The organism is Streptomyces sp. NPDC037290 (assembly GCF_055603245.1).
In genome coordinates this window covers 143,831-167,088 of record NZ_JBVJVZ010000004.1, presented here as the reverse complement: position 1 = coordinate 167,088, position 23,258 = coordinate 143,831, and the positions used below count along the sequence as shown (strand labels likewise).

Annotated in this window: 25 protein-coding genes and 1 pseudogene; 19 read left to right on the top strand and 7 right to left on the bottom strand. The window is 72.6% G+C overall.

The annotated features are described in order from the left end of the window. Nucleotides 1–84 precede the first annotated feature (84 nt). Together ACZ7HQ_RS15625 and ACZ7HQ_RS15620 are read left to right on the top strand one after the other, a co-directional pair. Nucleotides 85–945, top strand: coding sequence for a helix-turn-helix domain-containing protein (locus ACZ7HQ_RS15625; RefSeq protein WP_470989450.1), 861 nt, complete (start codon nucleotides 85–87; stop codon nucleotides 943–945). Between the two features lie 9 nt (nucleotides 946–954). Then, nucleotides 955–1,176 carry a DUF397 domain-containing protein gene (locus ACZ7HQ_RS15620; protein WP_470989448.1) on the top strand — a complete coding sequence of 74 codons (222 nt, stop codon included), beginning with the start codon at nucleotides 955–957 and terminating at the stop codon, nucleotides 1,174–1,176. A gap of 61 nt (nucleotides 1,177–1,237) precedes the next feature. Here the strand turns inward: ACZ7HQ_RS15620 and ACZ7HQ_RS15615 are convergent, their stop codons facing one another. Further along, complete coding sequence (locus tag ACZ7HQ_RS15615; RefSeq protein WP_470989445.1) at nucleotides 1,238–2,365, bottom strand: 8-amino-7-oxononanoate synthase; 1,128 nt, start codon at nucleotides 2,363–2,365, stop codon at nucleotides 1,238–1,240. 147 nt (nucleotides 2,366–2,512) lie between these two features. On the opposite strand from ACZ7HQ_RS15615, the gene bioB reads away from it, so the two are divergent. From bioB to ACZ7HQ_RS15595, 4 genes are all read left to right on the top strand, one after another. Further along, nucleotides 2,513–3,742, top strand: coding sequence for a biotin synthase BioB (gene bioB / locus ACZ7HQ_RS15610; protein WP_470989443.1), 1,230 nt, complete (start codon nucleotides 2,513–2,515; stop codon nucleotides 3,740–3,742). Beyond that, nucleotides 3,735–5,024 (top strand): adenosylmethionine--8-amino-7-oxononanoate transaminase, encoded by a 1,290-nt coding sequence (locus tag ACZ7HQ_RS15605; RefSeq protein ID WP_470989439.1) that lies wholly within the window; start codon nucleotides 3,735–3,737, stop codon nucleotides 5,022–5,024. The genes bioB and ACZ7HQ_RS15605 overlap by 8 nt, the downstream gene beginning before the upstream one ends. 1 nt (nucleotide 5,025) lies before the next feature. After that, complete coding sequence (bioD, locus tag ACZ7HQ_RS15600; RefSeq protein ID WP_470989437.1) at nucleotides 5,026–5,742, top strand: dethiobiotin synthase; 717 nt, start codon at nucleotides 5,026–5,028, stop codon at nucleotides 5,740–5,742. 172 nt (nucleotides 5,743–5,914) lie between these two features. Next, complete coding sequence (locus tag ACZ7HQ_RS15595; RefSeq protein WP_470989433.1) at nucleotides 5,915–6,604, top strand: class I SAM-dependent methyltransferase; 690 nt, start codon at nucleotides 5,915–5,917, stop codon at nucleotides 6,602–6,604. Here the strand turns inward: ACZ7HQ_RS15595 and ACZ7HQ_RS15590 are convergent, their stop codons facing one another. After that, nucleotides 6,605–6,979, bottom strand: coding sequence for a fic family toxin-antitoxin system, toxin component (locus ACZ7HQ_RS15590; protein ID WP_470989431.1), 375 nt, complete (start codon nucleotides 6,977–6,979; stop codon nucleotides 6,605–6,607). It lies immediately after the preceding gene. 4 nt (nucleotides 6,980–6,983) lie between these two features. Further along, a complete protein-coding gene (locus tag ACZ7HQ_RS15585) occupies nucleotides 6,984–7,223 on the bottom strand; it encodes a toxin-antitoxin system HicB family antitoxin (protein ID WP_470989429.1) in 240 nt (79 codons plus the stop codon). Nucleotides 7,224–7,340: 117 nt separating this feature from the next. Here ACZ7HQ_RS15585 and ACZ7HQ_RS15580 point away from each other — a divergent pair, with 117 nt between their 5' ends. Together ACZ7HQ_RS15580 and ACZ7HQ_RS15575 are read left to right on the top strand one after the other, a co-directional pair. Next, entirely contained in the window at nucleotides 7,341–8,183 is an 843-nt protein-coding gene (locus ACZ7HQ_RS15580) for an ABC transporter ATP-binding protein (RefSeq protein WP_470989426.1), read from the top strand. A 4-nt stretch (nucleotides 8,184–8,187) separates the two neighbouring features. Beyond that, nucleotides 8,188–10,755: an ABC transporter permease gene (locus ACZ7HQ_RS15575; protein ID WP_470989423.1), complete on the top strand. Its 2,568-nt coding sequence runs from the start codon at nucleotides 8,188–8,190 to the stop codon at nucleotides 10,753–10,755. Between the two features lie 207 nt (nucleotides 10,756–10,962). On the opposite strand, the pseudogene ACZ7HQ_RS15570 reads toward ACZ7HQ_RS15575, so the two are convergent. Further along, nucleotides 10,963–11,158 (bottom strand): annotated as a pseudogene (locus ACZ7HQ_RS15570) (LLM class F420-dependent oxidoreductase); the annotation flags it as partial. Here ACZ7HQ_RS15570 and ACZ7HQ_RS15565 point away from each other — a divergent pair. From ACZ7HQ_RS15565 to mug, 7 genes are all read left to right on the top strand, one after another. Next, nucleotides 11,133–11,378, top strand: a complete 246-nt coding sequence (locus tag ACZ7HQ_RS15565) for a hypothetical protein (protein ID WP_470989420.1) — start codon at nucleotides 11,133–11,135, stop codon at nucleotides 11,376–11,378. The pseudogene ACZ7HQ_RS15570 and the gene ACZ7HQ_RS15565 overlap by 26 nt on opposite strands. Nucleotides 11,379–11,423: 45 nt before the next feature. Further along, entirely contained in the window at nucleotides 11,424–11,849 is a 426-nt protein-coding gene (locus ACZ7HQ_RS15560) for a GNAT family N-acetyltransferase (protein WP_470989417.1), read from the top strand. A gap of 153 nt (nucleotides 11,850–12,002) precedes the next feature. Further along, the gene (locus tag ACZ7HQ_RS15555) at nucleotides 12,003–13,346 is read left to right on the top strand and encodes a hemolysin family protein (RefSeq protein WP_470989414.1); all 1,344 of its coding nucleotides are present in this window, start codon (nucleotides 12,003–12,005) and stop codon (nucleotides 13,344–13,346) included. Beyond that, nucleotides 13,343–14,362 carry a hemolysin family protein gene (locus tag ACZ7HQ_RS15550; protein ID WP_470989411.1) on the top strand — a complete coding sequence of 340 codons (1,020 nt, stop codon included), beginning with the start codon at nucleotides 13,343–13,345 and terminating at the stop codon, nucleotides 14,360–14,362. Before ACZ7HQ_RS15555 ends, ACZ7HQ_RS15550 begins: the two co-directional genes overlap by 4 nt. Before the next feature lie 65 nt (nucleotides 14,363–14,427). Further along, nucleotides 14,428–15,216, top strand: coding sequence for an SGNH/GDSL hydrolase family protein (locus ACZ7HQ_RS15545; RefSeq protein ID WP_470989409.1), 789 nt, complete (start codon nucleotides 14,428–14,430; stop codon nucleotides 15,214–15,216). 80 nt (nucleotides 15,217–15,296) lie between these two features. Next, nucleotides 15,297–16,739 (top strand): adenylosuccinate lyase, encoded by a 1,443-nt coding sequence (purB, locus tag ACZ7HQ_RS15540; RefSeq protein ID WP_470989406.1) that lies wholly within the window; start codon nucleotides 15,297–15,299, stop codon nucleotides 16,737–16,739. Between the two features lie 122 nt (nucleotides 16,740–16,861). Then, complete coding sequence (gene mug, locus ACZ7HQ_RS15535) at nucleotides 16,862–17,299, top strand: G/U mismatch-specific DNA glycosylase (RefSeq protein ID WP_470989403.1); 438 nt, start codon at nucleotides 16,862–16,864, stop codon at nucleotides 17,297–17,299. A 4-nt stretch (nucleotides 17,300–17,303) separates the two neighbouring features. Here mug and ACZ7HQ_RS15530 read toward each other — a convergent pair whose 3' ends face one another. Next, nucleotides 17,304–17,747 carry a hypothetical protein gene (locus tag ACZ7HQ_RS15530; RefSeq protein WP_470989401.1) on the bottom strand — a complete coding sequence of 148 codons (444 nt, stop codon included), beginning with the start codon at nucleotides 17,745–17,747 and terminating at the stop codon, nucleotides 17,304–17,306. 215 nt (nucleotides 17,748–17,962) lie between these two features. Here ACZ7HQ_RS15530 and ACZ7HQ_RS15525 point away from each other — a divergent pair, with 215 nt between their 5' ends. Together ACZ7HQ_RS15525 and ACZ7HQ_RS15520 are read left to right on the top strand one after the other, a co-directional pair. Continuing rightward, nucleotides 17,963–18,133 (top strand): hypothetical protein, encoded by a 171-nt coding sequence (locus tag ACZ7HQ_RS15525; protein WP_470989398.1) that lies wholly within the window; start codon nucleotides 17,963–17,965, stop codon nucleotides 18,131–18,133. Then, complete coding sequence (locus tag ACZ7HQ_RS15520) at nucleotides 18,121–19,275, top strand: ROK family transcriptional regulator (protein WP_470989395.1); 1,155 nt, start codon at nucleotides 18,121–18,123, stop codon at nucleotides 19,273–19,275. The genes ACZ7HQ_RS15525 and ACZ7HQ_RS15520 overlap by 13 nt, the downstream gene beginning before the upstream one ends. Nucleotides 19,276–19,365: 90 nt before the next feature. Here the strand turns inward: ACZ7HQ_RS15520 and ACZ7HQ_RS15515 are convergent, their stop codons facing one another. Then, a complete protein-coding gene (locus tag ACZ7HQ_RS15515; protein WP_470989392.1) occupies nucleotides 19,366–20,127 on the bottom strand; it encodes a GntR family transcriptional regulator in 762 nt (253 codons plus the stop codon). Nucleotides 20,128–20,366: 239 nt separating this feature from the next. Continuing rightward, nucleotides 20,367–21,254 carry an RNA polymerase sigma factor SigJ gene (gene sigJ / locus ACZ7HQ_RS15510; protein ID WP_470989389.1) on the bottom strand — a complete coding sequence of 296 codons (888 nt, stop codon included), beginning with the start codon at nucleotides 21,252–21,254 and terminating at the stop codon, nucleotides 20,367–20,369. A gap of 122 nt (nucleotides 21,255–21,376) precedes the next feature. Between sigJ and ACZ7HQ_RS15505 the strand changes: the two genes are divergently transcribed. Together ACZ7HQ_RS15505 and ACZ7HQ_RS15500 are read left to right on the top strand one after the other, a co-directional pair. Beyond that, nucleotides 21,377–22,030: an NADPH-dependent F420 reductase gene (locus tag ACZ7HQ_RS15505; protein WP_470989384.1), complete on the top strand. Its 654-nt coding sequence runs from the start codon at nucleotides 21,377–21,379 to the stop codon at nucleotides 22,028–22,030. A gap of 102 nt (nucleotides 22,031–22,132) precedes the next feature. Further along, nucleotides 22,133–22,966, top strand: coding sequence for an alpha/beta fold hydrolase (locus ACZ7HQ_RS15500; protein ID WP_470989381.1), 834 nt, complete (start codon nucleotides 22,133–22,135; stop codon nucleotides 22,964–22,966). Nucleotides 22,967–23,258 lie beyond the last annotated feature (292 nt).

Sequence of the window (23,258 nt, the reverse complement as noted above, 5' to 3'; positions counted from 1 at the left end):
TATGCATATATCTGTCGCCCAAAGCGGTGAACTCTGCCACGCGAGACCGTATTTGGGCGGCCCGGAAGGAGTAAGGAGGAGCCCATGCAGAACGGGCCGGCGGTGCGCCGTCGCAAATTGGGCGCCGAACTGCGCACGCTGCGTACCGGTGCTGGGCTCACGAGCGGTGAGGCAGCGCGGCTGGTCGGCTGGCACCAGTCGAAGGTGAGCCGTATCGAGACCGGCGCCAGCGGCGTGAAACCAGCCGATGTGCGGTTACTCCTCGACGCCTACGGGGTGCTGGACGGCCAGCTGCGCGAGTTGCTGCTGATGCTGGCGGGCTCCGAGGACGCGGGCGACCGGCACCGCTGGTGGCACGCCTACCGCGGGGTGCTGCCGCCGACGTACCGGGATTTCATCAGCCTGGAGTCGCAGGCGAGCGCGATGCGCACCCTGGAGACCACCGTCGTACCCGGCCTGCTGCAGACGCCCGAGTACGCCCGCGCGGTGACCCGGGCCGCCGTGCACGACCTGGACGACGAACGCCTGGACACGCTGGTGGAGGTGCGGCTGGCCAGGCAGGACGTGCTCCGCAGCGACCCGCCGCTGAAGCTCTGCGCGGTGCTGGACGAGGCGGTGCTGCGGCGCCAGGTCGGCGGCCCCGAGGTGATGAACCGGCAGCTGGAGCGGCTGTTGGAGGCCGCCCGCCTGCCACAGGTACGGCTGCAGGTGCTGCCGTTCGGGGCGGGGGCGCATGTCGGCCTCACCGGGCCTTTCGTTATCTTCTCATTTCCGAGCACTTCTGATCTGGACGTGGTTGTTCTCGACCAGTTGACGAGTAGCCTCTACCTGGAGCGGAAAGAAGACCTCATGGCCTACTCGGAGGCCTTCGACACCCTTCGGATGCATGCCCTTTCACCCGAGGACACGTTGGATTACATCGCCGGAATAGGTGACGGCGCGTAAGGAGGCACCATGTCAGCACTGCCTCGGAACGTCCCTGCCAGTACCGACCTGCACGACGTGCAATGGCTGCGCAGCAGCTACAGCACGGGAGCCAACAACTGTGTGGAGGCGGCCCGGCCGCGCTCCGGCCCCTGGGCCGGACTGCTCGCCGTGCGCGACTCCAAGAGCCCGGCCGGACCCGCGCTGCTCTTCTCGGCCGGGAGCTGGACCGGGTTCCTCGCCGCCCTCTGACCCGAAGACGCCCCCTCCCCCGAAGACGACCACGCGCGAAGCACGGCCGTGTCACGCCGACTCATGGTCGCGTTTCGCCGATCACACGTACAGCGCGTTCGATCTCGGCCCCGGAGAGGTCCGCGCGGGCGGTCAGCCGCAGCCGTGAGATGCCGTCGGGCACGGAAGGAGGACGGAAACAGCCCACGGCGAGCCCTGCCGTACGGCAGTCGGCCGCCCAGCGCACGGCCTGTTCCGGGGAGGGAGCCCGCACGGAGACCACCGCGGCGTCCGGACGTACCGCTTCCAAACCCGCGGCGGTCAGCCGTGCGTGCAGTTCGGCAGCCACCTCACGGGCGCGCGCCGCGCGCCGCGGTTCGCGGACGAGCAGCCGCAGTGCCGCGAGCGCGGCGCCGGCCGCCGCCGGGGCCAGCCCCGTGTCGAAGATGAAGGTCCTGGCCGCGTTGACCAGATGGTCGATCACCTGTGCCGGGCCGAGCACCACGCCGCCCTGGCTGCCCAGCGACTTGGACAGGGTGGCGGTGACGACGACGTCCTCGGCGCCCGCGAGCCCGGCCGCCTGCGGCGCGCCCCGGCCGCCGTCGCCCAGCACCCCGAGCCCGTGCGCGTCGTCCACGACCAGCCCCGCGCCGTACGCCCGGCACGCCTCGGCCAGCGCGGCCAGTGGTGCCTGGTCCCCGTCGACCGAGAACACGGTGTCCGAGACGACGATCGCCGGCCCCTGACGGGTGGCCAGGGCCTTGCGCACCGCCTCCGGGTCGGCGTGCCCGACGACCTGCCGCTCGCCCCGGGCGAGCCGGCAGCCGTCGATGAGGGAGGCGTGGTTGCCGGCGTCGGAGACGATCAGCGAGCCGTGCGGGCCGAGCGCGGTGACCGCGGCCAGGTTGGCGGCGTAGCCGGAGGAGAAGACCAGCGCCGCCTCGAAACCGCAGAACGCGGCCAGCTCGCGCTCCAGCTCGGTGTGCAGCTCGGTGGTGCCGGTGACCAGCCGGGAGCCGGTGGAGCCGCCGCCCCAGACCCGGGCGGCCTGCGCGGCCCCCTCGGTGACCTCGGGGTGGTGGGCGAGGCCCAGGTAGTCGTTGCTCGCCAGGTCCAGCAGCGGCGAGTCGGCGGGGCGCGGGCGCAGGGTCCGTACGAGTCCGGCGCGGCGACGCGCCTCTGCCTGCTCCCCGATCCAGCCGAACGCCATGGCTCCTCCGATGGTTTTGTAGGTAGCGGACAGACACTAGCGGCACGACCAGCCGCCCAGGGTGTGGCAATACCCACACGGTGATCCGTCTCCGTTGTGCGATCTCTCCTTGGCCCGGGGCGGTCCCGTAGGACAGGATCGGACCTCATGGACCTGCTGAACACGCTGGTGGACAAGGGGCTTCGGCGCGAGCTGCCGACCCGCGAGGAAGCACTCGCCGTACTGGCCACCTCCGACGACGACCTGCTCGATGTGGTGGCCGCGGCCGGCAAGGTGCGCCGGCACTGGTTCGGCCGCCGCGTGAAACTGAATTACCTCGTCAACCTCAAGTCCGGCTTGTGTCCGGAGGACTGCTCCTACTGCTCCCAGCGCCTCGGCTCCAAGGCCGACATCCTGAAGTACACGTGGCTCAAGCCGGACGAGGCCTCCCAGGCGGCCGCCGCGGGGCTCGCCGGGGGCGCCAAGCGGGTGTGTCTGGTGGCCAGCGGGCGCGGCCCGACCGACCGGGACGTGGACCGGGTCTCGGACACCATCAAGGCGATCAAGGAGCAGAACGAGGCCGTCGAGGTGTGCGCCTGCCTCGGTCTGCTCTCCGACGGCCAGGCGGAGCGGCTGCGCGAGGCGGGCGCGGACGCCTACAACCACAACCTCAACACCTCGGAGTCCACCTACGGGGACATCACCACCACCCACACCTACGCCGACCGGGTGGACACGGTGAACAAGGCGCACGCGGCCGGCCTGTCCGCCTGCTCCGGTCTGATCGCGGGCATGGGCGAGAGCGACGAGGACCTGGTCGACGTGGTGTTCTCACTGCGCGAACTGGACCCGGACTCGGTGCCGGTGAACTTCCTCATCCCGTTCGAGGGCACCCCGCTGGCCAAGGAGTGGAACCTCACCCCGCAGCGCTGCCTGCGGATCCTCGCGATGGTCCGGTTCGTCTGCCCGGACGTGGAGGTCCGTATCGCGGGCGGCCGCGAGGTCCATCTGCGCACGATGCAGCCGCTCGCGCTGCACCTGGCCAACTCCATCTTCCTCGGCGACTACCTGACCAGCGAGGGCCAGGCCGGCAAGGCCGACCTGGAGATGATCGCGGACGCCGGGTTCGAGGTGGAGGGCGCCGGTGAGGTGACGCTGCCGGAGCACCGGGTGGAGGCCGCGGGCGGCTGCGGCTCGCACGAGAGCGCCGGGTGCGGCTCCGTGTGCGGCTCGCACGAGGGCTGCGGCTCGCACGAGGACGCGGAGGCGTGCGGTACGACGGCCCACGCGTGCGGCACGGCGGGTACGGCGGCGGCCCAGGCCATGCAGGAGGCCCGCACCGACCTCGTGGCCGTCCGCCGCCGGGGCGCCGGAACGGACCTGGCGCCCAATGCCTGACCTGCCCGGCCTGAGCGTGCCCCAGCTGCAGGAGCTGGACCGACGGCACGTGTGGCATCCGTACGGCCCCATGCCCGGACGTGCCGAACCGCTGGTCGTGGAGTCGGCGAGCGGGGTCCGGCTGCGGCTCGCGGGTGACGCGGGTGAGCTGGTGGACGGCATGTCCTCCTGGTGGTCGGCGATCCACGGCTACAACCACCCGGTCCTCAACGAGGCGGCGCGCGACCAGTTGGGCCGGATGAGCCATGTGATGTTCGGCGGGCTCACGCACGAGCCCGCCGTACGGCTCGCGAAACACCTTGTCGACATGTCGCCACAGGGCCTGGAGCACGTCTTCCTGGCCGACTCGGGTTCGGTGTCGGTCGAGGTCGCGGTGAAGATGTGCCTGCAGTACTGGCGCTCGCTCGGCCGGCCCGGCAAGCATCGGATGCTGACCTGGCGGGGCGGCTACCACGGCGACACCTGGACGCCGATGTCGGTGTGCGACCCCGACGGCGGGATGCACGCGCTGTGGTCGGGCGTGCTGCCGCGCCAGGTCTTCGCCGACATGCCCCCCGTCGAGTACGAGGAGTCGTACGCCGGCCATCTGCGCGAGCTGATCGCCCGGCACGCGGACGAGCTGGCCGCGGTGATCGTGGAGCCGGTCGTCCAGGGCGCGGGCGGGATGCGCTTCCACTCCCCCGCGTACCTCCGGGTGCTGCGCGAGGCCTGCGACGCGCACGACGTGCTCCTCGTGTTCGACGAGATCGCCACCGGCTTCGGCCGCACCGGTGCGCTGTTCGCGGCGGAGCACGCCGGCGTCACGCCGGATGTGATGTGCGTGGGCAAGGCGCTGACCGGCGGCTATCTGACGCTGGCGGCCACCTTGTGCACCGCGCGGATCGCCGACGGCATCTCGCGGGGCGAGGTGCCGGTCCTCGCGCACGGACCGACGTTCATGGGCAACCCGCTCGCGGCGGCCGTGGCCTGCGCCTCCATCGAGCTGTTGCTGGGGCAGGACTGGCGGACCGACGTCAAGCGGATCGAGGCGGGCCTGCACGAGGGTCTGACCCCGGCGCGTGAGCTGCCCGGCGTGCGGGACGTCCGCGTGCTCGGGGCGATCGGCGTCGTCCAGCTCGACCACGAGGTGGACATGGCCGCGGCCACCGCGGCCGCCGTGCGGGAGGGCGTGTGGCTGCGCCCGTTCCGTGACCTGCTCTACACGATGCCGCCGTACATCACCTCGGACGAGGACGTGGCAAGGATCGGGCGCGCGGTGTGCGCCGCGGCGCGGGAGGGATGACATGCCGGTACTGGTGATCACGGGGACGGGCACGGAGGTCGGCAAGACGGTCACCACCGCCGCCGTCGCCGCCGCCGCGCTCGCGGCCGGGCGCTCGGTGGCCGTGCTCAAGGCCGCCCAGACGGGGGTACGGCCTCACGAACGCGGGGACGCCGACGAGGTCGCGCGGCTCGCGGGACCGGTGACGGCGACCGAACTGGCCCGCTACCCCGAGCCGTTGGCACCCGGCACGGCCGCCAGGCGGGCGGGCATGGCCCCCGTCCACCCGCACGAGGTGGCCGACCGGGCAGCCAAGCTGGCCGCCGAGCACGATCTGGTGCTGGTCGAGGGAGCGGGCGGACTCCTCGTCCGGTTCGACGCGGCCGGCGGCACCCTGGCCGACGCGGCCCGGCTGCTGGACGCACCGGTGCTGGTCGTCGCCCAGGCCGGTCTGGGCACGCTCAACACGACGGAGCTGACGGCACTGGAACTGCGCCGCCGTGACCTGGAGTTGGCGGGCGTCGTGATCGGCAGCTGGCCGGACTCCCCCGATCTGGCCACCCGCTGCAACGTCGTCGACCTGCCGGAGGTCGCGGACGCCCCGCTCCTCGGCGCTATCCCCTCCGGGGCGGGAGCACTTCCCCCCACGGACTTCCGCGCAGCGGCACCGGCGTGGCTCGCTCCGCGTCTGGACGGCACCTGGGACGCGGAGGCGTTCAGGGTCCGGGAGGCGCCGTAGCAGGGGCGGCACAGTGACCCCTTGCGCCCGCCCTCCGGCCGCCCGAGGCGGATCGAGGGCGGGCGGGACGGGGCCCTGACGGGGTGCGGAGGACTCCCGTGGCGTGCGCCGGGGGTGCGGTGGCCTTTCGCGGGGGACACTCCTCCTAGGCCGTCCGTCCGGGAGGTTCGCCATGCGGCTGCTGTCCGGCTTCGACAAAGGGGCGCCGAGTCCCGTCCACCACCCACTGTTCGCCCGGTGCTACGCACGCTGCAGCGTGAGCGCCGAGACCCGGCTGGGCATGGCCGGCGTGCGCGAGCGGCTGCTTGCCGGGCTGTCCGGGCGGGTGATCGAGATCGGCGCCGGCAACGGACTGAACTTCGCACACTATCCGGGCACGGTCGCGGAGGTCGTGGCGATCGAACCCGAGCCGCTGCTCAGGAAGTTGGCGCTCGAGTCGGCCCTGCGTGCCCAGGTCCCGGTCGACGTGGTGCCGGGGGCCGCGGAGGCGCTGCCGGTCAAGAGCGAGGCCTTCGACGCGGCCGTGCTGTCCCTGGTGCTGTGCAGCGTGCGGGACGTGCCACGGGCGCTGGGCGAGGTACGGCGCGTGCTCAGGCCGGGCGGCCAGGTGCGGTTCTTCGAGCACGGCCAGGGCGGTGGTCCTCTGATGACGCTGACCCAGCGCACGCTGGACCGGACCGTGTGGCCCCTGCTGACCGCCGGGTGTCACGTCGCCCGCCGGCCGGTGTCCGCGCTGCGCGAGGCCGGGTTCGCACTCGGCCCGCACCGACGGGTGATGATGCCGGAGAAGGGGCCGGCGCTGCCGTCGTCGTACTGCGCGCTCGGCGTCGCCTGGCGCCCGGACGAGCCGGCCGGGCGCTGATCACAGGCTCCAGCGCCGCAGCTCCCGCGCGATGTCGTCCACGTCGGCCGTGCCCTCCTTCACCAGCCGGGCGAGGTCGCGCACCTGCTCGGGTGTGGTGACCACCTTCACTCCGCTGGCGACCAGGTACGCGTAGGCGACCGCCGCGGCGAACAGCGCGTTGGAGCGTTCCAGCGCCGGCAGGTGGATGAGCAGCTGGAGCAGGGCGGCGGCACGGGCGTGCGGGTTGTCGTAGACCGGTACGCCGAATATCTCGGCACGGTGCCGGGCGACGGCGGCGACCAGCGCGCCCCAGTCGGTGACCTGCGGGTCCCCGGGCGTTTTCCGTTCGGCGAGCATGAGGAGCCAGGCGAGGTCGATGCTGAGCTCGTTCAAGGGATCAGCGGCCGTCCCCGGTACCGGTGCCGCGGGTCTCGGTGAACTCCTCGGCGAACACCGACTCGTACTGCTTCATGAAATCGGCGGCGGCCTCGACGAACGTCCGGCCGGCTTCCCCGGTGTCCTGTCTGACCAGCTCTTCGATGTAGCGGTTGACGCTGATGCCGCGGGCCAGGGCGCGTTCGCGGGCCGCGCGGGCGGTGCCCTCGTCCACGCGCACGTTCAGCTGGGTCTTCGCCATGCTTCGACGCTAGCGCCAGGGTGCTAGCAAGGCAAGGGCGCGCGTAGGCGCTGCGCCGGGCCGGCCTGTCCCTTACGCTCGCCCGGAACGGGCCGTTCGAACGACCGGGAGGCTGTCTTGTCCACACCAGCTGCGCAGCACGCCCCGGGCCGCACGCCGAACGGCGGAATCGCGGCCCGCGCCCGCGGACTGACCAAGGCGTACGGCTCCGGTGAGACGGCCGTCATCGCCCTGGACTCGGTGGACGTGGACATCGCGCGCGGCCGCTTCACCGCCGTGATGGGCCCCTCGGGGTCGGGGAAGTCCACGCTCATGCACTGTCTGGCGGGGCTCGATACGGTGTCGGCCGGTCAGGTCTGGCTGGGCGACACCGAGATCACCGGTTTGAAGGAACGGGAGCTGACCCGGCTCAGGCGGGACCGGGTCGGGTTCATGTTCCAGTCGTTCAACCTGATCCCGACCCTGACGGCCGCCGAGAACATCACCCTGCCGATGGACATCGCGGGCCGTAAGCCCGATCAGCGGTGGCTGGACCAGGTCATCGACACGCTGGGGCTGCGGGGGCGCCTGACCCATCGGCCGGCCCAGCTCTCCGGTGGTCAGCAGCAACGGGTCGCCTGCGCCCGGGCGCTGGCCTCCCGGCCGGAGCTGATCTTCGCCGACGAGCCGACCGGGAACCTCGACTCGCGGGCCGGCCTGGAGGTGCTGGGCTTCCTGCGGGGCGCGGTGGACGATCTCGGGCAGACGGTCGTCATGGTCACGCACGACCCGGGCGCCGCCGCCCGCTCCGACCTCGTGCTCTTCCTCGCCGACGGGCGGATCGTGGACGAGATGGCGGAGCCGACGGCGGAGGCGGTACTGGAACGCATGCGCGTCTTTCCTGGGGCGAACCCCCAGCCCCCCAAGGCCGATCTGGTCCGGGGCCGACTCGGCGACGACGCCACCGTCCGGGAGGACTGAGCCGGTGCTCAAGGCGACCCTGAGGAGTTTCCTCGCGCACAAGGGGCGGCTCGCGCTGTCCGCGCTGGCCGTGGTCCTGTCCGTGGCGTTCGTCGCGGGCAGTCTGATCTTCTCCGACACGGTCACGCGTACCTTCGACCGGCTGTTCGCCTCCACCGCCGCCGATGTGACGGTCCAGCCGAAGCAGGATCTGCGGTCGGCCCGGCTGAGCGGTTCGGTGCAGACCCTGCCCGCCACGCTGCGGGACCGCGTGGCGAAGGTCGACGGGGTCGCGGCGGCCCGTGCCGAGGTCTCGGTGGAGAACGCCGTCGTGGTCGACGCGCGCAACAAGCCGGTCGGCCCGACCACCGGCGCCCCGACCATCGCGATGGCCTGGTACGTCACGCACCGCAGCCCGGTGAAGCTCACCTCGGGCCATGCGCCGCACGGCGCGGGCGAGGCGCTGCTGGACGCCGACACCGCCGCCAGGAGACACGTACGGATCGGCGACCCGCTGACCGTCCAGGCGCAGCCGGGGACGCTCCGGGTGCGGGTCACCGGCATCGCCACGTTCACCACCACCAACCCCGGTGCGGCCCTGGTCTTCCTGGACCCGGCGGTGGCGGGCCGCGAACTGCTCGGGTCGGCCGCGAAGGCGACCAGCATCTCGGTGGACGCCGCCAAGGGGGTGTCCGATGCGCAGCTCAAACGGCGTGTCGGCCAGGCGATCGGCACGGGCACCTACGACCTGAAGACCTCCGGGGAACAGGCCAAGTCGGCGGCGGCCAGCCTCGGCACGTTCCTGGACGTGATCAAGTACGTGATGCTGGGCTTCGCCGGTGTCGCGCTGCTCGTGGGCGTCTTCCTCATCGTCAACACCTTCTCCATGCTGATCGCCCAGCGCACGCGCGAACTGGGACTGCTGCGGGCACTGGGTGCGGACCGCAGGCAGGTACGGCGCTCGGTGCTCACGGAGGCGCTGCTGCTCGGGCTGGTCGGTTCGACGCTCGGCCTCCTGGCCGGTATCGGACTGGCGCTGGGGCTGATCCGGGTGATGAGCGCGTTCGGGATGAACCTGAAGGCCACGGAGATGGTCATCGGCTGGGGCACGCCCGTCGCCGCGTACGTCGTCGGTGTCGGCGTCACCTTCGTGGCGGCCTATCTGCCCGCGCGGCGCGCGGCGGCCGTCTCGCCGATGGCGGCGCTCGCCGACGCCGAGGTCGCCGGTGTGGGCAAGCCGTTGAAGGTGCGGGCGGTCGTGGGCGCGGTGGTCGGGGCGGCCGGAGCGGCGGCGCTGGCCGGGTGCGCGGCGGCCACCAAGATCGCGCAGGCGGCCTCGCTGCTGGGGCTCGGCGTGATCCTGACCCTGATCGCGACCGTGGTGGCGGGCCCGCTGCTGGTGCGGCCGGTGATCCGGGTGCTGGGCGCGGCCGTTCCCGCGCTGTTCGGCCCGGTCGGCCGGATGAGTCAGCGCAACGCCCTGCGCAACCCGCGGCGTACGGGCGCCACGGCCGCCGCGCTGATGGTGGGCCTCGCCCTGGTCGGCGGTATGTCGGTGGCGAGCGCCTCGATGTCCGCGTCGTTCGACCGGCAGATCGACAAGACGCTCGGCGCCGACTTCATCGTGCAGAACACCAACTTCGCCCCGTTCACCAGGCAGGTCCGGGCCACCGTGGCCGCGACGCGTGGCGTGGGGCTCGTGGTGGCGCAGCGGCTGACTCCCGTCGCCGTACGGCTGCCGGACGGCGAAGAGGTGCGGACGACCGCGGCGGCGTACGGACCCGGGTTCGACGACGTCGTGCACACCCCCTACGCGCAGGGCGGTTCACGGGAGGCGTTGGCGTCCGGTCACCTCGCCATGGACAGCGACTTCGCCAGGGACCACGGCGTGCGCCTCGGCAGCGTCGTCCCGGTCGAGTTCCCGGGCGGACGGCACACCGAGCTGACCGTAGCGGCACTCACCAACCAGCGGACGACGCAGGGCTTCGGCACCGAGGGAGGCCTCTACTTCGGCCTCACCACCCTCGCGAAGTACGCGCCGGACGCCCAGGACTCCGCCCTCTACGTCAACGCGGCCACCGGGACGAAAGCGCAGGACCTTCGGCCCCGCCTGGAACGGGCGCTCACGCCCTTCCCGCAGGTCCAGGTGCGCAACCAGACCGACTACAAGCAGCTGGTCCACAAGCAGATCGCCGTCCTGCTCTACCTGGTGTACGCGCTGCTCGGCCTGGCGATCGTCATCGCCGTGCTCGGTGTGGTCAACACCCTCGCCCTGTCGGTGGTCGAGCGCACCCGGGAGATCGGGCTGCTGCGCGCGATCGGGCTGGGGCGACGGCAGTTGCGCCGCATGATCCGGCTGGAGTCGGTGGTCATCGCGGTGTTCGGCGCGGTTCTCGGGCTGGCGCTGGGGCTCGTGTGGGGCGTGTGCATGCAGCAGGTGCTGGCCCTGCGCGGGCTGACGGCGCTGGCGTTCCCCTGGACGACGATCGTCGCCGTCGTGATCGGTGCGGCGGTGGTGGGCGTGGTGGCGGCTCTGCTGCCGGCGCTGCGGGCGTCGCGGATGAACGTGCTGGCGGCGATCGCCCACGAGTGAGGCGCCCTCCTGGGCGTACGGCCGACGTGACGGAATCGCGGGTCCGGGCTCAAGTCACCGTGGTCCGGCGCAGGCCGGGGAGAGTTCATGCCGCCTCCGCTCCGCTTCGGGGGCGATCCGCTCACGCCCGCGCCTGCCGCCGAGTGGCGCCCGAGGTGCCGGCGCGCCGGGGAACTGGGGTACGGCGTGATCCTCGTCCCGGATCACCTGCGTGGGGCGCGGCCGGTGTTCGGGGGGAGCCGAGCAGCCGGTCCGGTTCCGCGACCGTACGGCGCAGGTGGTCCTCCCGCTCGCCCGGCGAGCCGTACACAAGCCCGGCCCTCTCGTGCTCGGCCGGCACACATCCGGTGCCCGGCCCCAGTTCGAGGCGCCCGCCGGTGAGCGCGTCCGTGGTCGCCGCCTCCGCCCGGTGTCCTGCCCGGCCGGGCTCCGGTGAAGGCGCCGATGTCCGCGCGTCCGGCGGTCAGCGCCGGCATCCGGTCACCGTTGGCGCCGATCAGCAGCGGCACCCGGGACTGTCGCGGGCCGGCAGCGCCGGATCCCGGAAGCCCGCGTCCGTCCAGGAGCCCTGCATGGAGGCCTTCGCGCCGGTGACGGAGCGGCTGCGCGAGGAGTCCGCATGATGGAAATCCCCGTCCCGGGCCCCCGCTCCGTGCTGCGATGATCACATGACCGATCTGCAGACACGCCCAGCAGGCCACGCCGACCTCGACGCCGTGCTCGCCTTCTGGAAGACGGCCGCCGAGGGCACCAGCATCAGCGACGACCGGGAGGGGGTGGAGCGGCTGGTCGCCCGCGACCCGGAGGCGCTGATCCTCGCCGAGCTCGACGGCGAGCTGGTGGGCACGGTGATCGCGGGCTTCGACGGCTGGCGCTGCCACCTGTACCGGCTCGCGGTGCATCCGCAGCGGCGCCGACGGGGCATCGGCTCGGCGTTGCTCGTCGCCGCCGAGGAACGGTTCGTACGGCTCGGCGGGCGGCGCGCGGACGCGATGGTGCTGGTTCGCAACGCGACCGCGCACCACGCCTGGAGCGCCGCGGGTTACGGCGCGGAGGAGCACTGGCGGCGCTGGGTGAAGCCGCTCACCGACTGAGGCGCCGGGACACTCTTTGCTCATCCTTTACCATTGAGGGAGCACTCGGCTCTCTATGAAAGGTTGTGAGCGTCCGCCCATGGGCGAGCCTCCCAGTACGCACCACCGCGCGACCCGTCCTGCGCTGTCCGATCATGGGACGGGGGTGACCCGATGACCGAAGTGCTCCTCCTTATGGTGGCAATCCTGCTGTCGCTCGCCTGTGGCGCCTTCGTGGCGGCGGAGTTCTCGCTGACCACGGTGGAGCGCGGTGAGCTGGAGCGAGCCGCCGAGCGCCGCGAACGCGGCGCCCCGGGCGCCCTGAAAGCCGCACGGAACCTGACCTTCCAGCTCTCCGGCGCCCAGCTCGGCATCACCGTGACCAACCTGGTGGTCGGCATGCTCGCCGAGCCGTCCATCGCCAAGCTGCTCGCCGGGCCGTTCCGGGCGATGGGGCTGTCGGGCGGCACGGCGAGTTCGGTCGCCCTGGTGCTCGGTACGGCCCTGTCGACGGTGTTCCTGATGGTCGTCGGCGAACTGGTGCCGAAGAACTGGGCGATCTCCTCGCCGCTGGCCGTGGCCAAGCGGGTGGGCACTCCCCAGCGCTGGTTCAGCGCGGCCTTCCGGCCCTTCATCACCCACCTCAACAACACGGCCAACCGTTTCGTGCGCCGGCTCGGCATCGAGCCCGCCGAGGAGCTGGCCTCGGCGCGCGGACCGCAGGAGCTGGCGGCGCTCGCACGGCACTCCGCCAAGGAGGGCGCGCTGGAGCCGGACACCGCCGAGCTGTTCGTACGGACCCTGAACCTGGCCGACCTGACGGCGGAGAACGTGATGACCCCGCGCGTCCAGGTCGTCGCCCTCGACACCCAGGCGACCTGCGAGGACGTGGCGAACGCGACCCGGGCCACCGGTCTGAGCCGGTTCCCCGTCTACCGGGGCACCCTGGACTCGGTCGTCGGGACCGCCCACATCAAGGACGTGCTGGCCGTCCCCGCCGACCAGCGGCGCCACCGCACGGTCGCCCAGGTGATGCGCGAGCCGCTGCTGGTCCCCGAGTCCCTGACCGTCGACCGGCTGCTGGACCGCCTCGGCGGCAGGCGCACCATGGCCGTCGTCATCGACGAGTACGGCGGCACGGCCGGCGTGGCGACCCTGGAGGACATCGTCGAGGAGGTCGTCGGCGAGGTGCGCGACGAGCACGACCCGCACGAGACACCCGACCTGGCCCCCGCCGGAGCCGACGAGGAGGGCCGGGCCCTGTACTCGGCCGACGGTGCCGCCCGCACCGACCAGCTCGCGCGCGTGGGTCTGCGGGTGCCCGAGGGGCCGTACGAGACCCTGGCCGGCCTGGTCGCCACGCTGCTGGGCCGGATACCGCGGATCGGTGACACGGTCGAGGTCGCGGGCTGGCGGCTGGACGTGGTGGACGCCTCGGGCCGCCGGGCGGCGCGGGTGCTGCTGCACGCGCCGCTGGACGACGAACAGGCCCGTGAGAGCGCGGAGGGGGCGCGATGACCGTCGTACAGCTGCTGATCGGTCTGTCGACCCTGATCGTCAACGCGTTCTTCGTCGGCGCCGAGTTCGCGCTGATCTCCGTACGCCGCTCGCAGGTCGAGCCGCTGGCCCAGGAGGGCGACCGGCGCGCGAGGAGCGTGCTGTGGGGCCTGGAGCACGTCTCGGCGCTGCTGGCCGCCGCCCAGCTCGGCATCACGCTGTGCACGCTGGTCCTGGGTGTGGTCGCCGAGCCGGCGATCGCGCATCTGCTGGAGCCGGTGTTCCACGCGGTCGGGGTGCCCGTGAGTGCGGGGCACGCCGTGTCCTTCGTGATCGCGCTGGCCCTCGCGACCTATCTGCACATGCTGCTCGGCGAGATGGTGCCCAAGAACATCGCGCTCGCCGAGCCGGTGCGCAGCGCGCTGCTGCTCGGCCCACCGCTCGTCGCGCTGTCCCGGGCCCTGCGCCCGGTGATCTTCGCGGTCAACGCCTTCGCGAACGGGCTGCTGAAGCTGCTCAGGGTGGAGGCGAAGGACGAGGTCGCGGCGACCTTCACAGACACCGAACTCGCCGAGATCGTCAAGGACGCCAGCCAGGCGGGACTGATCGACGACCGGGCGCAGGAGCGGCTGCACGACGCCCTGGAGCTGGGCAGCCGCCCGGTGCGGGACGTCGTGGTCCCGCTGGAGCGCGTGGTGTACGCGCGCGTGGGCGTCACCCCGGAGCAGCTGGAGCGGCTGTCGGCCGAATCGGGCTTCTCCCGGTTCCCGGTGGTCGACGTGGGCCGCCGGATCGTGGGCTATCTGCACATCAAGGACGCGCTGGACGCCTCGCCGCGGGACGTGCCGCTGCGGCTTCGGGACATGCGGCCCATCGCGCGCGTGCGGGAGGGCACTCCGCTGGACGACGTGCTCACGGCGATGCGCGGCAGCCGTACGCATGTCGCGGCGGTGCTCGGCGACGACGGCCGGCTGTCCGGCCTGGTGACCATGGAGGACGTGCTGCGGGAGCTGTTCGGGCAGCCCGCTCCGGGGTGATCGCACGCGTGGTCCAGGGGCCGACCGACCGATGGGTATGGAGCCGGGATACCATCGCTCACGCCATGCAGACGAATCCCACTCCTCCCCCGTACAGCAGCCTGGTCGCGGTCGGCGACTCCTTCACCGAGGGCATGTCGGACCTGCTGCCCGACGGCTCCTACCGGGGCTGGGCCGACCTGCTCGCCACGCGGATGGCCGCCCGCACACCGGGCTTCCGGTACGCCAACCTGGCCGTGCGCGGGAAACTGATCGGGCAGATCGTCGACGAGCAGGTGGGCACGGCGGCGGCCATGAACGCCGACGTCGTCACGCTGGTCGGCGGGCTCAACGACACCCTGCGGCCCAAGTGCGACATGGGCCGCGTGAAGGGCCTGCTGACCGAGGCCGTCGAGCGCCTCGCACCGTCCTGCAGGCAACTGGTGCTGATGCGCAGCCCCGGCCGGCAGGGCCCGGTGCTGGAGCGGTTCCGGCCGCGCATGGAGGAGCTGTTCGCCTGCGTGGACGAACTGGCCGCACAGCACGGCGCGGTCGTGGTCGACCTCTACGGGGCGCCCTCGCTCGGCGACCCCCGGCTGTGGGACGTGGACCGGCTGCATCTCACGGCGGAGGGGCACCGCCGGGTCGCCGAGGCGGTGTGGCAGGCCCTCGGGTACGAGCCGGAGGACAGCGAGTGGCATGTGCCGATGGCCGCCACGCTCCCGCCGGGCTGGGTGACCCGCCGGATCGCGGACGTGCGCTTCGCCCGGCAGTACCTGCTGCCGTGGATAGGCCGGCGCCTGACCGGCCGCTCCTCGGGGGACGGCCGCCCGGCGAAGCGACCGGAACTGCTGCCGTACGAGGCTCAGGCGTAGCCCGTGACGGTTCTCTCGTAGTTTCCGCCGAACAGGGGCATGGCGTTGGCCTGCACAAACCGCCAGTAGAATCTGGACACGTGACTTCTGCGCCCGCCAAGCCCCGCATCCCGAACGTCCTCGCCGGACGCTACGCCTCCACCGAGCTCGCCACGCTCTGGTCGCCCGAGCAGAAGGTGAAGCTGGAGCGGCAGCTCTGGCTCGCCGTGCTGCGCGCCCAGAAGGACCTCGGCATCGAGGTGCCGGACGAGGCGATCGCCGACTACGAGCGTGTCCTCGACACCGTCGACCTGGCCTCGATCGCCGAGCGTGAGAAGGTCACCCGGCACGATGTGAAGGCGCGGATCGAGGAGTTCAACGACCTCGCCGGGCACGAGCACGTGCACAAGGGCATGACCTCCCGTGACCTCACGGAGAACGTCGAGCAGCTGCAGATCCGGCTCTCGCTGGAGCTGATGCGCGACCGTACGGTGGCCGTGCTGGCGCGCCTCGGCAAGCTGGCCGGCGAGTACGCCGAGCTGGTCATGGCCGGCCGCTCCCACAACGTGGCCGCGCAGGCCACGACCCTCGGCAAGCGCTTCGCGACCGCCGCCGACGAGCTGCTGGTCGCCCACGGCCGTGTCGAGGAGCTGCTCGGCCGCTACCCGCTGCGCGGCATCAAGGGCCCGGTCGGCACCGCGCAGGACATGCTCGACCTGCTCGGCGGCGACGCGGCCAAGCTCGCCGAGCTGGAGAGGCGGATCGCGGGGCACCTGGGCTTCTCGCAGGCGTTCACCTCGGTCGGCCAGGTCTACCCGCGCTCGCTGGACTACGAGGTCGTCACCGCGCTCGTACAGCTGGCGGCGGCGCCGTCGTCGCTGGCCAGGACGATCCGGCTGATGGCCGGGCACGAGCTGGTCACCGAGGGCTTCAAGCCGGGCCAGGTCGGCTCCTCCGCGATGCCGCACAAGATGAACACCCGTTCCTGCGAGCGCGTCAACGGCCTCATGGTCATCCTGCGCGGCTACGCCTCGATGACCGGCGAGCTGGCGGGCGACCAGTGGAACGAGGGCGACGTGTCCTGCTCGGTGGTGCGCCGGGTCGCGCTGCCGGACGCCTTCTTCGCACTGGACGGACTGCTGGAGACGTTCCTGACCGTGCTCGACGAGTTCGGCGCCTTCCCGGCCGTCGTCGCCCGTGAGCTGGACCGCTACCTTCCGTTCCTCGCCACGACCAAGGTGCTCATGGGCGCGGTGCGGGCCGGTGTGGGCCGCGAGGTCGCGCACGAGGCGATCAAGGAGAACGCCGTCGCCACCGCGCTCGCGATGCGTGAGCAGGGCGCCGAGCGCAACGACCTGCTCGACAAGCTCGCCGCCGACGGCCGTCTGCCCCTCGACCGCGACCAGCTGGCCGCGCTGATGGCCGACAAGCTGTCCTTCACCGGTGCCGCCGCCGACCAGGTCGGTGTCGTCGCCGGCCGGATCGAGGAGATCGTCAAGCAGCACCCGGAGGCCGCCGGCTACACCCCCGGAGCGATCCTCTGACCCGCGCGCCCCGCTCACCCCGCTTCACCAAGGCGGATCTGGAGGCCGCCCGCGACCGTCTCGTACCGGACGTCGTCGCGGACGGCCTCCGGGTGCTCTTCTGCGGCATCAACCCGGGGCTGATGACGGCCGCGACCGGCCACCACTTCGCCCGCCCCGGCAACCGCTTCTGGCCGGTGCTGCACCTGTCGGGCTTCACCCCGAGGCTGCTGGAGCCGGCCGAGCAGCGGGAGCTGCTGTCGTACGGACTGGGCATCACGAACGTCGTGGCGCGGGCGACCGCGCGGGCCGACGAGCTGACCGCCGAGGAGTACGCCGAGGGTGGGCGGCTGCTGACCGAGAAGGTGACCCGGCTGGGGCCGCGGTGGCTGGCCGTGGTCGGGGTGACCGCGTACCGGGCCGCCTTCGGCGACCGCACCGCACGGGTCGGACCGCAGGAGCGGACCATCGGGGACACCCGGGTGTGGGTGCTGCCCAATCCCAGCGGGCTGAACGCGCACTGGACGGCGGCGACCATGGCGGAGGAGTTCGCGCGGCTGCGGGACGCGGCGTCCGTCTAGCCGGTCACGGCGGGTCGGTCTCGGTCACTATGCCGAGGAGCTGGAACGGAAGCTCCGCGTACCCGTGGGACACCCCGAGGGCGAACCATCTCTCCGCCAGGGGGGCCTTCCACAGGTGAACGTCCGGCACGTGCTCGCTCAGCCCGGCCCAGGGCTCCTCGATGTCCTCGCCTTCCATCGTCCGCAGGAGGACGCTGCGCAGGCTGAAGCGCTGCGGTGGGCCCCACCGGCTGCTGAGCCGCTCCGTGAGGCCGTCCCGGTCGGCCTCGTACTGCTCCGCCGTCCCCTCCCCTTCCGTGCCGTCGCCCTCCCAGAAGTCACCACTCGTCTGTAAGGCGGCTATGTGATAGCCGGGCCCGCTCTCGCCGTGTTCCGTCCTGCCGTGGGCCGTGGGGAACTCCCGGGCACACAGCACGTCGATGACGGTCAGGCACTTCGCGATGTCCATGCGACCCAGTAAAGCGGGCACCACTGACAATTGGCGTGCCGTCAGGCGTCCCTGCGCCGCAGGGTCCACCCCCCGGGCCGCCGGGCCCACCCCGGGTGCTTCGAACTGGCGTGGTGCGCCCGGGACCTGACGCCGTCCGGGGTGCCGCTGCTGGGACCCGCGCGCCGGGATCCCGGTCGGCGACGGCACGCTAGCCCTGCACGCTCGCCCTGGAGGTGCGCCATCCCCTGCCGGGCGCGACACCCGTCCGTATGCCGTTGCTGGAGGGCATCGAACGAGGTGAGCCGCCGCCGATGCGGAACCCGGCACTCGCCGGGGTGCGCCGGGCCGAGTACGATCCGGCCAACACGCCCGCGAGCTGGAAGGACGGACGGTGGGGCAGCTGACCGGCGGCGATCCTTCGCTGCTGCGAAGGATCAACTCCGCGGTGGTGCTGCACGCGCTGCGTGCCACGGACTGCGCGACACTCACCGAGATCACCCGGGTGACCGGACTGTCCCGGCCGACCGTGGAGGGGGTGGTCGAAGGGCTCATCGAGGGCGGGCTCGTCGTGGAGACGGCGGCCGACGAGGGCGCCGCGCGCCGTCAGGGACGGCCGGCACGCCGGTTCCGGTTCCGTGCCGAGGCGGGGCACCTGCTGGGCCTGGAGATCGGGCCGCACCGGGTCGCCGCACTGCTGTCCGACCTGGACGGCCGGGTGCTGGGCACACAGGCCAAGGAGGTCGACGAGACGGCCACGGCGGACGAGCGGCTCGACCGGCTGCGCGGCGCGGTCGCCGAGTTGCTGCGGCGGGCCGGGGTCGCCCGCGGTTCGCTGCGGGCCGTGGGCGTGGGTACGCCGGGGATCGTGGAGGCCGACGGGACGGTGCGGCTGAGCACGGCGCTGCCGCAGTGGACGGGCCTGAGGCTGGGCGAGCGGCTCAGCCGTTCCTTCAAGTGCCCGGTGCTGGTGGAGAACGACGCCAACGCGGCGGCCGTCGCCGAGCACTGGAAGGGCGCGGCGACCGATTCGGACGACGTGGTGTTCGTGCTGGCCGGGCTGAGCCCGGGAGCGGGTTCGCTGATCGGGGGTCGGCTGCACCGCGGCTACGGCGGGGCGGCCGGGGAGATCGGCGCGCTGCATCTGCTGGGCCGGGAGGCGACTCCGGAGACGCTGCTGTCCACCACCGACGAGCCGTTGCACCCGCTGGACGAGCAGGCGGTCGCCGAGGTGTTCGCGCTGGCGCGCGAGGGCGACCAGCGGGCGCGGGCGGCCGTGGAGCGGTTCATCCAGCGGCTCGTGCACGACGTGGCCGCGCTGGTGCTGGCACTCGATCCGGAGTTGGTCGTCATCGGCGGATGGGCGGCCGGTCTCGACGGCGTCCTGGAACCACTGCGCCGCGAACTGGCCCGCTACTGCCTGCGGCCGCCTCGGGTGACGCTGTCACTGCTGGGTGAGGCGGCCGTGGCAACGGGGGCGCTGCGCCTGGCTCTGGACCACGTCGAGGAACAGCTGTTCGCCGTCGACGGCACGGTGACGCGGCGCTGAGCATTGACCGTGGTCCGGGACGCGGCGCCGGCTTTGACCGGGCCGGGCACGGCACACTGGCTCTGCCCGGCGTCGGTGGGTACGGCGTGGTCAGGAAGCCCGGCGTTCCGGGTCGTGGTGTATTTCCACGTCCGGTGTGTCGCCGAAGGTCAGCCGGCAGGTGTCGGCGCGGTAGGTCGCGACGGACAGCGCCGCGGTGCGGCCCCCGGCGAAGAAGCGCGTGGTAACGACGAGGACGGGGGAACCGGGGAGCCGGTCGAGTTCCTTGGCGTCGTCCGCGCGGGCGGAGCCCAGCTCGACGGCGCGGTCCTGGCCCTCGAGGGTCAGGTGCTGCAGCTCGCGCAGCACCGCACGCGCGCGTGAGGAGCCGGACGGCGCGTCGATCGCGCTGAGGTCGGGCACCGAGGCCGCCGGGACGTAGAGCAGCTCGGTGGCGACCGGCTGGCCATGGGACGTCCGGGAGCGGCGCACGACGTGGACGGGCTCGTCCACGCCGGTCTCCAAGGCCGTGGCGACGGCCGCTGGCGGCGCCGACTGGTCGCAGTCGACAGGCTGCCAGGCGTCGGAGGCGGCGCCCGGCCAGGCGTGCTGTTCGGTACCGACGGCCACGCCCACGCGCGGTGGTGCGACGGTCGTGCCGACGCCGCGGCGGCGCTGCAGCCGGCCTTCCAGCTCCAGCTGTTCGAGGGCCTGGCGGAGCGTGGCACGGGCCACGCCGAAGCGGGCGGCCAGATCGCGCTCGTTGGGCAGGATCTCGCCGACCGAGAACTCGGAGTCCAGTGCTTCGCTCAGCACGGTCTTGAGGTGCCAGTACTTCGGTTCCGGCACCGATTCCAGCTGCGTGGTCCCCACCCTGTCCTCCGCGAGAGCCGTGGTCCGGCAGTTTTTAGTGCCCTTGTTTATTAAAGGTTGTTGCAGTTCTCTGCGACCATAGGGCGGCCGTCACCCTTGGTCAAGACCAATCCTCGGCCCCTTCGGCAACCCACAGGTGTCGTGCCGTGGAGCGTTCACGAGGCGTTCGTACGTGGCGGTGCGTGTGACATCGCGGCAAAGCCCCCGTCGCGGGACGGGGGCTCGCGGGGCGCGTGGGGTCAGCGGTCGGCGAGGTGCCGCAGCTTGTCCGGGTTGCGGACGACGTACACGGTCGTGACGCGGCCGTCGGCGACGTCCACCTGTACCAGGCTGTCGGGCTTGCCGCCGGACAGGATCAGCAGCGCCGGGCCCGCGTTGGTCTCCAGGAAGCGGTACGCCGGCGCCGCCTGGACCTGCTGCTGCGCCACGCCGATGAGGAAGCGGCCGACCTTGTCGGCGGTGTGCAGGATCCGCAGCGGCGCCTTGGCCTTGCCACCGCTGTCGCCGACCAGGCGGACGTCCGGGGCGAGCAGGGACATGAGCCCGTCCAGGTCACCGCCGCCCGCTGCGGCGAGGAAACGTTCGGTCAGCTCGCGTCGCCGGGCGGGGTCGACGTCGTAGCGCGGCCTCCGTTCGTCCACGTGCCGACGGGCGCGTCCGGCGAGTTGCCGTACCGCCGTCTCGGTGCGGTCGAGCAGCGCGGCGATCTCGGCGTACGGGTAGCCGAACGCCTCCCTGAGCACGAAGACGGCCCGCTCCAGCGGCGACAGCGACTCCATGACGACCAGCACGGCGAGGGAGACGCTGTCGGCGAGCAGGGCACGGTCCGCCGCGTCCGGGGCGGCTTCGCCGAACTCGGTGACGTACGGCTCCGGCAGCCACGGCCCGACGTACGCCTCGCCGCGCGCCTGCACCTGGCGCAGCCGGTCGATGGCCAGGCGGGTGGTGACCCGCACCAGGTAGGCGCGCGGTTCACGGACCGCCGAGCGGTCGGCGCGGGACCAGCGCAGCCAGGCGTCCTGGACCACGTCCTCGGCGTCGGCCACCCGACCGAGCATGCGGTAGGCGACCCCCATGAGCAGGGGGCGGTGGTCTTCGAAGAGGTCGGTCGCGGCGTCGGCGGTCACCGGTCCATCCCATCCGACACGCGCCGGGTGTGTCCACCCGGAATCGGCCCGTCCGGCAGCGGTCCGGATCACAATGACCGCGGACCGCCGGGGGTCGGCGGTCGGTGACCTGGAGGTGGCCGATGCGGTACGCGGTGCTGGGCACGGGCGAGGTGGGCCGCACGCTGGGCGGCAGGCTGGTGGAACTGGGACACGAGGTCACCCTCGGGTCTCGCGTCAAGGACAACCCGGTGGCGCTGGAGTGGGCGACGGCCGCGGCGGAGCGCGCCCGTGCGGGCACGTTCGCGGAGGCGGCCGCCTCGGCCGAGGTGGTCATCAACGCGGTGGGCGGGCGGGTGGCGCTCGACGCGCTGCGGGCGGCCGGCGCGGAGCACCTCGACGGCAAGGTCCTGGTGGACGTCTCCAATCCCCTGGCTTTCGAGGACGGCCAGGCGCGTCTGGATCCGGTGGAGTCGGACAGCGTCGGCGAGCAGATCCAGCGGGCCTTCCCGCACGCGCGCGTGGTGAAGGCGCTGAACACGGTCAACTGCCAGGTGATGGTGGATCCGCGGCGGGTGCCGGGCGCGCACCACCTGTTCGTGTGCGGTCAGGACGCAGGGGCCAAGCAGCAGGTGACGGACCTGCTCGGGGAGTTCGGGTGGCCGGCGGAGCGGGTGCTGGACCTGGGCGGGATCAGCGCCGCGCGGGCGACGGAGATGTACCTGCCGCTGTGGCTCACCATGATGCGGCAGTTCGGGACCGCGGACTTCAACATCGAGGTACGCCGGGCGGATTGAGGACCCCTGGCGGAGCACGTACGCCAACCGGGGGCTACCGACCGGTAGCCATTGCTGACAAACTGTCTATGGCGTCCGTCAGCACCAGACGAGGAGCACCCCATGTCCGCCACCGTCGTCTCCTTCAAGGTCCCCACTCCGCACGGCCCGAAGGACGTGGCCGTGTCCTACGCGCGCGTGGGGCACGGCGAACCTCTGGTCCTGCTGCACGGCATCGGCCATCACCGGCAGGCCTGGGACCCGGTCGTGGACATCCTCGCCACCGAGCGCGACGTGATCACGGTCGACCTGCCGGGCTTCGGCGCCTCACCGGGCCTGCCGGACGGCCTCGCCTACGACCTGCCGACCACCAACTCCGTGCTCGGCGCCCTGTTCGAGGCGCTGGAGCTGGACCGCCCGCACATCGCGGGCAACTCGTTGGGCGGCCTGCTCGCCCTGGAGCTGGGGCGGGACAAGCTCGTACGCTCCGTCACGGCGCTGTCGCCGGCCGGTTTCTGGACGGAGGCCGAGCGCCGGTACGCCTTCGCGGTGCTGCTCGCGATGCGGGGCATCGCCCAGCGGCTTCCGCTGCCGCTGGTGGAGCGGCTGTCGCGTACGGCGGCCGGCCGTACCGCGCTGACCAGCACCATCTACGCGCGCCCGGCGCGCCGCGCCCCGGAGGCCGTGGTCGCCGAAACCCTCGCGCTGGTGGGTGCCACCGGGTTCGAGGCGACGCTGCGGGCAGGCGTCAGGGTGCAGTTCACCGACGCTCTGCCGGGCCTGCCGGTCACGGTGGCCTGGGGCACCAGGGACCGGCTCCTCGTCCGCCGCCAGGGCGTGCGGGCCAAGCAACTGATCCCGCACGCCCGGCTGGTACGGCTGCCCGGCTGCGGCCACTGCCCGATGAACGACGACCCGGCGCTGGTCGCACGGGTCATCCTGGACGGCAGCCGCTGAACAGGCCGACGGACGCGGCCGCCAGGCCTGGCACGCCTCTCTGACGCGGCTGGCACCGGCCACCGGTACCAGCCGCACCGAGGGCACCCGGCCCTGCCACGATGCCGAGCCGGTGACGGGGCCCACCGACCGCGCCGTACGCGCGCGTGCCTGCCGGGGGGCGGGAAGCTGTCCGCCGACGGCCCCGACACGGCATGCACCGGGCACCCGGTGCGCCGGACACCGCATGCACGGGGCACCGTATGCACCGAGCGCCGCCACCCAGCCGCGGGCGCGGTGTTCGCGGCCATGG